Source organism: Castellaniella daejeonensis (genome assembly GCF_039523555.1).
Taxonomy (GTDB): domain Bacteria; phylum Pseudomonadota; class Gammaproteobacteria; order Burkholderiales; family Burkholderiaceae_B; genus Castellaniella; species Castellaniella daejeonensis.
Genome location: NZ_BAAAFN010000011.1, coordinates 327,812 through 334,735 on the forward strand (window position 1 = coordinate 327,812; position 6,924 = coordinate 334,735).

Sequence of the window (6,924 nt, forward strand, 5' to 3'; positions counted from 1 at the left end):
CTGACTGCCGGGGCCGGTCGGGTCCGCCCGGTGACGGGCGCTCAACCCCTGGCCAGCAACGACCGCGCCCAGCGCCGCGCCGGCAGGCCGGTGCGGGACTCCAGCCGCTCGGCCCGGTCCAGCAGATCCTGGCGCGACAAGTCCAGGGCATCGCCCTTGAAGGCCAGGACCACGGTATTGCCCTCGTCGATCTCGGGCAGGCACAGCACCCGCCCGTCGAACGCCGCACGGATGCCTCGCAGGTTTTCTTCGAAGCTCTCGTGGCGGCCGAAGAGGTTCACGCTCATCACGCCCGGTTCGTCCAGGATCCGGAAGCAGTCCAGGTAGAAATCCGGGTCGCCACATACCGGACCTTCTGCCCGGCTGTCATACAAATCCACCATCAGCGCCCGATAGCACCCCGCCCTGCCCGGCTCGGCCACCCAGTCACGCGCATCCGCATGATCGACGACGGACCGTGCGCTACCGGGCAAGCGGAAGAAGGCCCTGCACATCGCCGTGACGGCAGGATTGCGCTCGACCGTTTCGATCCGGGACCGGGTATGCCGCAGGGTGAAGCGCAACAGCGAGCCTGCGCCTAGCCCCAGGATGCCGATGCGATCGCGCGCGCCAGACGGCGCGAACAGCAACCAGGCCATCATCTGCTGGGTATAGGCCAGCACCAGCTCGGATGGTCGGGCGATGCGCATCGCCCCCTGGATCCATTCCGAGTTGAAATGCAGGTAGCGGATGCCGTCTTCTTCCGACAGTGTCGGCAGATCGGCTTCCCAGGCCGGCTGCCGGGCGGGTCGGGTTCGGGCCACCTACAGGCGCTCGAAGATGGCGGCGATGCCCTGCCCGCCGCCGATGCACATGGTGACCAGGGCATGGCGGCCCTGGACGCGCCGCAGTTCGTGCAACGCCTTGACCGTGATCAGGGCGCCCGTGGCGCCGATCGGGTGTCCCAGGCTGATGCCGCTGCCGTTGGGGTTGACCTTGGCCGGGTCGAAACCCAGTTCGCGCGAAACCGCGCAGGCCTGGGCAGCAAAAGCCTCGTTGGCCTCGATCACATCGATCTGGTCCAACGTGAGGCCCGCGCGCGACAGAGCATTGCGCGTGGCCGGCACCGGACCGATACCCATGTACTGAGGATCCACCCCGGCATGACCGTAGGACACCAGGCGCGCCATCGGAGTCAGCCCCCGGGCCCGGGCGGCCTGCTCGGTCATCAGCAGCACGGCGGCCGCGCCGTCGTTCAGGCCCGATGCATTGCCCGCCGTCACGGTGCCGTTTTCCTTGGCGAACACGGGCTTGAGCTTGCTGAAGCTTTCAGGGCTGGCATCGAAGCGCACGTGCTCGTCCCGGTCGAACACGACCTCGCCCTTGCGGGTCTTCTGCACCACCGGCACGATCTGCTGCTTGAAATAGCCCTGCTCGATGGCATGCGCCGCACGCCGGTGCGATTCCAGCGCCAGGGCATCCTGGTCCTCGCGGCTGATGCCATACTTCTGCGCCACGTTCTCGGCCGTGACGCCCATGTGATATTTTTCGAACGGGCAGGACAACGCCCCCGTCATCATGTCCACCAGCCGCGAATCACCCATGCGCGATCCCCAGCGCTGCCCCACCGCCACATAGGGTGCGCGGCTCATGCTTTCGGCGCCTGCGCCGATGGCGACTTCGGCATCGCCCAGCATCAGCACCTGGGCTGCGGACACGATGGCCTGCAGGCCCGAGCCGCACAGGCGATTGACGTTGAAGGCCGGCACAGACTGGGGAATGCCCGCGTTCAGCGCCGCCACGCGCGACAGGTACATGTCGCGCGGCTCGGTGTTGATGACGTGGCCGAAAACGACATGGCCGACGTCGTCGGCCGACACGCCCGCCCGCTCCAGCACATTGCGCACCACCAGTTCCCCCAGTTCGCAGGGGGAGACGTCCTTCAGGCCGCCGCCGAAATCCCCGATGGCGGTGCGGCAGGCTTCAACGATGACGATGTCTTGCATGATCGATTCCTATGATGAAAAAAGCCCTCACGCCGCGCCTTTCGGCTTGCTGCCCCCCACCAGAGGCGGGCGTTTTACCCTGGGGCGGCCCGGCGGTAAAAATCAGTGGCCCAGCGCCTTGCGGATGGCGCCGGACAATTCTTCCGCGGAGAATTTGGCGACATAGCCGTTGGCGCCGACGCTGCGCACGTGGTTCTCGTTGGCCGAGCCCGACAGGGACGAGTGGATCACCACCGGCATGCTGCTGAAACGGGGGTCCTGCTTGATGTTGCGCGTCAGCGTGAAGCCGTCCATTTCGGGCATTTCCAGGTCGGTCAGCATCAGACAGACCTTGTCGTGGATGGTCTTGCCTTCGGCCTCGGCCGCGGCGGCCAGGGCATTCAGGCGATTCCAGGCTTCCTGACCGGACTTGGTCATCTCGTAGGGAATATCCATGGCCTTCAGGGTCTGCTCCATGAGAGCCCGGGCCACGAAGGAATCATCCGCCACCAGCACCACGGTGCCGGGCTTCAGGGAAAACTTGTCGCCGACTTCCCGGGATTCGACCTTGTGGCGATTTTCCTCTGGCGTGATGGCCTGCAGGATGGCCTCGACGTCCAGCACCTGGGCCAGGCGGGCCTCATCGCCGCTGCCCTCGCTCAGGCGGGCAATGCTGGTGATCAGGCTGGGGCCCGTACCCGTGTTTTCGGCGGAGATCACCTGATTCCAGTCCAGCCGCACGATGTCCTCGACCGACTCCACCGTGAACGCCTGGGTCGTGCGGGCATATTCCGTCACCAGCATCAGGCTCGGTGCGGCCGCCAGCTTGCATCCCACGATCGCCGGCAGGTCGTACACCGGGATCACCTGGTCGCGCAAATGCACGACACCAAGCGAGAATTTGGGTGCGCCGGCGATCGGCGTGATGGCGGGCATGGTCACGATTTCCCGGACCTTGAGCACATTGATGCCGAAAAGCTCGGACTGACCCAAGGCAGCATCCGTCCCCAGGCGGAACAGGAGCAGTTCGAACCGGTTGGTACCGGTCAGGTTGGTGCGTTCATCGATTTCTTTCTGGAGTGAGCTCATGTCTGGCCTTGTATGGATGCGGTATCTCCGAACGGGAGATTCTAAAGGAGGCGAAGAAGGGTCGCAGCACTTTCATGCGCACACCCCGATGCAGCGCGGCGGAAGGTCAGGGCGACAGCATGCCTTCCAGCGTCGTCTGCTCGAAATCATCCACCAGAATGTCGATGCTCAACTGCCAGCGACCGGCGCCGGAAAGCGGCAGAGAACCCATGTCGACGCGCCAGCGCCCATCCTGCTGGCGGCGCGCCGCCCGGCGCAACGGTTCGATGCCGGCCTGCGGATTGCTCAGCGCAAGCGTCAGGCCCTGGGCTTCCAGGGGCTTGCCGGACACGGCATCGCGCAGTTCGATGAGCCACGCGCCGCCGGACGGCATCACCCTGGCGCGGGCACGGCCATTGGACAATTCGAAGGATGCCAGCCTACTGCCGGCGCTGCGCGCATGGGCCTCGACGACCGCGTCCAGGCTGCGCGGCGGCGGCGTGAAGCGCCAGAGCGACACCACGCCCAGCAAAACCAGCGCCACCGCTGCCTCGACCCCGATGCTGCGCCGCAGGCGCCCGCGAGCTGCCCTGTCGCCCGCCAAGGCCGGGCCCGTGCAGCGCCAGCGGTTGAATGCCGCAATGGCGAGCAGCCCGCACACCAGCGCAAGTTTCACGCTCAGGACGATGCCGTAGGACGTGCGCCACAGGTCCCCCGGCTGGTCCAGCTGCAGCAGCGTCAAGCCCGTCCCGCTTGCCAGGAGCAGGATCACGGCCGGCGCGATCCAGCGTGAGAACCAGGCCAGCAGCGGTTGGCCCGCCCACCCGGCCGGACCTGGCTTCAGCAGGCGGGTCAGCGGCACGAGCGCCCCCAGCCAGGCGGCCGCCGTTACCACGTGCAGCACGACCAAGGGGCGTGACAGCCATTGCGGCGGCGCCGTGCCGGCGTGGCCGCTGGCGGCCAGCGCCGCGCCCGCCAGGGCCAGGCCGGCGCCCGCGCATCCACGCGCCACCCAGGACTTCCGAGCGCGCAATGCGCCGGCCGAGGCCAGCAGGGCCAGGGCGGACAGGCCCAGCGTCCAGGCATAGCGGCTTGCCAGGGCGGTCGACCAGGGCGCCCATCCGAGCAGAGCCGCTCCGGGCAGGTCCAGCAAGTCCAGCCCCTGCAATCCCAGATTCAGCGGCAACAGGGCCAGGCCGGTCCAGACCAGGGGCCGTGCCCAGCCCTGGCGATCCGACGGATCACGCGCACTGAACAGAGCCGCACCCACGCACGCAAACAGGCATGCGTAGCCCAGCCAGCGGCCCAGCCAGATGGCCGCCTCGCGCGCCCCAGGCGCGGCGGCAGCCCCGGCCGTCATGGCCGAGCCACCCGGTACACCGACCGAATAGTCCAGCGTGCCTCCCACGGGATGTCCGTCCGCCGAGACGACGCGCCAGCTGAGCAGATAGGGGCCTTGCGGCGCACCGGCAGGCAGCGGGACGCGGATGCGGCTTCCGCCGGCCCGGGACGGCGCCACGTCTGCCGGCTGGCCCTCGGGGCCGAACAGGCGCAATGCAGTGACGCTGACGGGCTCGTTGAACGTCAGGACGGCAGCGTCCGGAGCCCGTTCGAGCACTGCGCCGGGCGCCGGATCGGCCCGGATCAGCGCCGCATGCCCCCAGGCCGCCTGCCCCCACGTCAGCAGGCAGGCAAGCAGGATGAAAGCGACCTTCAATGGTGATGACCGTGGCCGCCGTGCGCCCCGTCCTCATGGGCCGGCGCCACGATCTTCACGCCCGGCGCGGGGCCTTCCGCATCCGGATTGCCCGTGGTGTCGATCCAGCGCGACACGCCCTGCCCGCATTCCTGCACGACCGGGAAATACACGGTCTGGCCGGGCTTGAGTGCATCGGACAGATAGACACGGAACACGAACTCGTCGTAATACGCATCGGGCAGTTCCCCGCTCCAGCTGATCTCGCGCACGCCGCTGTCCACCGTCGCGCCATGCAGGGTCTGGGGTTGCGCATACCTGCCCTGGGTCAGATCCAGGGTCCAGCCGGCCTTGGGCTGCGGCTTGACGGCCAGCACGCCGTCGGGAATGCGCACGCGCAACCGCGAGGTCGGGGCGCCGTCGCAGCCATGACCGACGCGCAGCACCGCCTTGTAATAGCTGCCTGCGGCAGCCTGGGACGTTTCGAGAGTGACGTGGGCCTGGGCGGCAGTCGCCAGGCCGAACAGGGCCAACATGCCCGCGGCAAGAGAAAATTTCATGAGCAAGCCTTTCGGATGAATCGCGAATGAATAAAAACGGATGGCCGGATGACGGCCAGATTCAGGAGAAAGGCCGGGGCGGCGCCCGTGAGCCGAGCGGCGCCCCGTGAACACGCTGCACCGCGGGCGCGGCAAGCACCGGAAGAACCGGCGCAAGAGCCCCCACCGCGGCCAGTGCCAGTACGGGAACCGCCGCCGGCAGCGGGGAACCGCCGGCATGCTGCGCCAGCAAGCACGAGGACACGGCATGGGATTGCGGCCGGTCGTCGGAATGAGCGTGCCCCCCATCCATCGGTTGATGGTGGCCGCCCATCGAAAGGCCCGGATTCTGCGCCGGACACAGCACCAGGCGCGGAAAGAAGCCGTCCTGCGCCTCGACATCGAGCATTGTGCCGCCGGGCACCAGCGCGCGCAGCGCCAGGGTCAGGCACAGAGTCCAGACCCAGCGCGTGCTCAGGGTGCGAAGCGGCCGGCTCGGCGCGGAAAGATTCATGCGGAAAGTATAGGGCACCCGGAACGCGGCCGCCGGGCATCCGGATTCCGGCCGGGCGGCCTTGACGCTTAAATACCCGCCTTCCCTGGGTCATTTCAACGCAATCCCGGGTTTTTACCCATGTTAAAGGTAGCGTTATTTCATTCCTTTTTCACATAAACCGACGGACGCACGCCTCTTGCGCCGTTTTCCCGACGACTCCAAAGGATCATCATGGGCATGCGCAGCATCAAAATCAGCACGAGACTCTTGCTTGGCTTCGGGATCCTGATCCTGATTGCCGCGCTGCTGGCGGGCCTGGGCGCCTGGCGCACTCAGGCCGCACTGGACGACGGCAAGATCGTCCAGGTCCGCAACGAAATCAATGCCAAGATCCTGCAATGGGGACGCTTCGTCGAAGTGAACGGAGAACGCACGCTCGCCCTGACGCACATCCAGGACACCGCCGTGCGGGAGGCCATCCAGGAGAAAATGGCGGCCACATCGAAACACATCACCAGCCTGCAGGACGTGATCGGCGAGCTCATCAGGACGCCCGAAAGCCGTGCCCTGTACGACAAGGTGCTGGAGGCCCGCGCGAACTACACCAGCCAGCGCAAGAGCGCCATCGAAGACCAGAAAAAGGGCGACGTCGATAAAGCCAACACATTCTTCCAGCGCGACATGCCGGGCCTGATTGCCGCCTACCAGGACTCGATCGGCGCGCTCTACACCTTCCAGCAGGCACGTGAAAAACAACTGTTCGCCGAGGACCAGCATGCCGGCCAGCGCACACTGCTCATCCTGGGCCTGATCGCCGTCCTGGCGCTGGCCAGCGGCATCGTGCTGGCCTGGCGCATCAGCCGTTCCATCACCCTGCCCTTGCAGCAGGCCATGGCGCTGGGCGATGCCGTCGCCCGCCGGGAACTCGACCTCGACGTCACGCCGCGGGGCAAGGACGAACTCACCGCGCTGGAACACACTCTGCACCGCATGATGACCAGCCTGCAGCAGACCGTGCTGGACGTGCGCAACGGCGCAGACGCCATCGCCTCGGCCTCGGCCCAGATCACCGCCGGCAATCTGGACCTGTCTTCGCGCACCGAGCAGCAGGCCAGCTCCCTGGCCGAGACCGCCGCCACCACCGAGCAGATCACCGCCACC

Annotated in this window: 7 protein-coding genes; 1 reads left to right on the top strand and 6 read right to left on the bottom strand. The window is 67.1% G+C overall.

Features of this window, described 5'->3' with window-relative positions; translation table 11 throughout:
* Positions 1–41: 41 nt before the first annotated feature.
* From ABD022_RS08680 to ABD022_RS08705, 6 genes are all read right to left on the bottom strand, one after another.
* On the bottom strand, positions 42–803 hold the full coding sequence (locus ABD022_RS08680; protein ID WP_325123980.1) for a class I SAM-dependent methyltransferase: 762 nt from the start codon (positions 801–803) through the stop codon (positions 42–44).
* A complete protein-coding gene (gene bktB, locus ABD022_RS08685) occupies positions 804–1,985 on the bottom strand; it encodes a beta-ketothiolase BktB (RefSeq protein ID WP_343820910.1) in 1,182 nt (393 codons plus the stop codon).
* 102 nt (positions 1,986–2,087) lie between these two features.
* On the bottom strand, positions 2,088–3,053 hold the full coding sequence (locus ABD022_RS08690; protein ID WP_325123982.1) for a chemotaxis protein: 966 nt from the start codon (positions 3,051–3,053) through the stop codon (positions 2,088–2,090).
* Positions 3,054–3,159: 106 nt separating this feature from the next.
* Positions 3,160–4,749 (bottom strand): copper resistance CopC/CopD family protein, encoded by a 1,590-nt coding sequence (locus tag ABD022_RS08695; protein WP_343820912.1) that lies wholly within the window; start codon positions 4,747–4,749, stop codon positions 3,160–3,162.
* Positions 4,746–5,288, bottom strand: coding sequence for a YcnI family copper-binding membrane protein (locus tag ABD022_RS08700; protein ID WP_325123984.1), 543 nt, complete (start codon positions 5,286–5,288; stop codon positions 4,746–4,748). Before ABD022_RS08700 ends, ABD022_RS08695 begins: the two co-directional genes overlap by 4 nt.
* 61 nt (positions 5,289–5,349) lie before the next feature.
* Entirely contained in the window at positions 5,350–5,781 is a 432-nt protein-coding gene (locus ABD022_RS08705; protein ID WP_343820914.1) for a DUF2946 family protein, read from the bottom strand.
* Positions 5,782–6,000: 219 nt separating this feature from the next.
* Between ABD022_RS08705 and ABD022_RS08710 the strand changes: the two genes are divergently transcribed.
* Positions 6,001–6,924: MCP four helix bundle domain-containing protein (locus ABD022_RS08710; protein ID WP_343820916.1), on the top strand; the 924-nt coding region annotated here is incomplete at its 3' end.